The sequence below is a fragment of the Actinacidiphila acidipaludis genome (assembly GCF_019890725.1).
In the GTDB taxonomy this organism is placed as follows: Bacteria; Actinomycetota; Actinomycetes; order Streptomycetales; family Streptomycetaceae; genus Actinacidiphila; species Actinacidiphila acidipaludis.
Genome location: NZ_JAINZZ010000149.1, coordinates 1 through 656 on the forward strand (window position 1 = coordinate 1; position 656 = coordinate 656).

Here is a 656-nt window from a genome sequence, read left to right on the forward strand (position 1 = left end):
TACGCGCGGGCCGACCGGCCCGAGCGGATGCTCCGCGTCCCCAAATACCGCGCCAGCCTCGTCGACCCCTACCGCGAGCACCTGCGCAAACGCCGGGCCGAGGACCCGGCCGTCCCCGTTCAGCACCTGCTCGAAGAGATCAAGGCCCTCGGGTTCACCGGCTGCCTGAACCTCCTGCACAAGTACATCAATCAGGGCCGCGCGGACGCCGACCGCAGCCACATCTACCCGCGCCGGCTCGCCCGGACGATCCTCACCAGGCCCGACAACCTCAAGGCCGAACATCACGATCTTCTGGCACGGCTCACCGCCGCATGCCCCGAGATGACCCAACTGGCCGCCGCTGTCAGGGGCTTCGCCACACTCCTGACGCCTTGCGCAAGAAATGCTGACGGGCTCTCGCGCTGGATCGTCGAGGTTCGCTCAGCCGATCTGCCCCATCTGCACGCCTTCACCCGGGGCCTGGACCGAGACCGCGACGCTGTGAACGCCGCGCTCACACTTCCGTACAGCAACGGACCCACCGAAGGCGTCAACACCAAGACCAAGCGAATCGCGCGCCAGATGCACGGCCGAGCAGGCTTCACCCTCCTCCGCCACCGCATCCTCCTCGGATAACGTCACCCGCCGCTACCACCGAATGTGAGACAGGGCCG

At 67.5% G+C, this 656-nt stretch carries 1 protein-coding gene; it reads left to right on the forward strand.

From position 1 onward, the window contains the following. Nucleotides 1–618 (forward strand): transposase (locus K7862_RS37080; RefSeq protein WP_222970210.1); only part of this gene is annotated, 618 nt, incomplete at its 5' end. Nucleotides 619–656 lie beyond the last annotated feature (38 nt).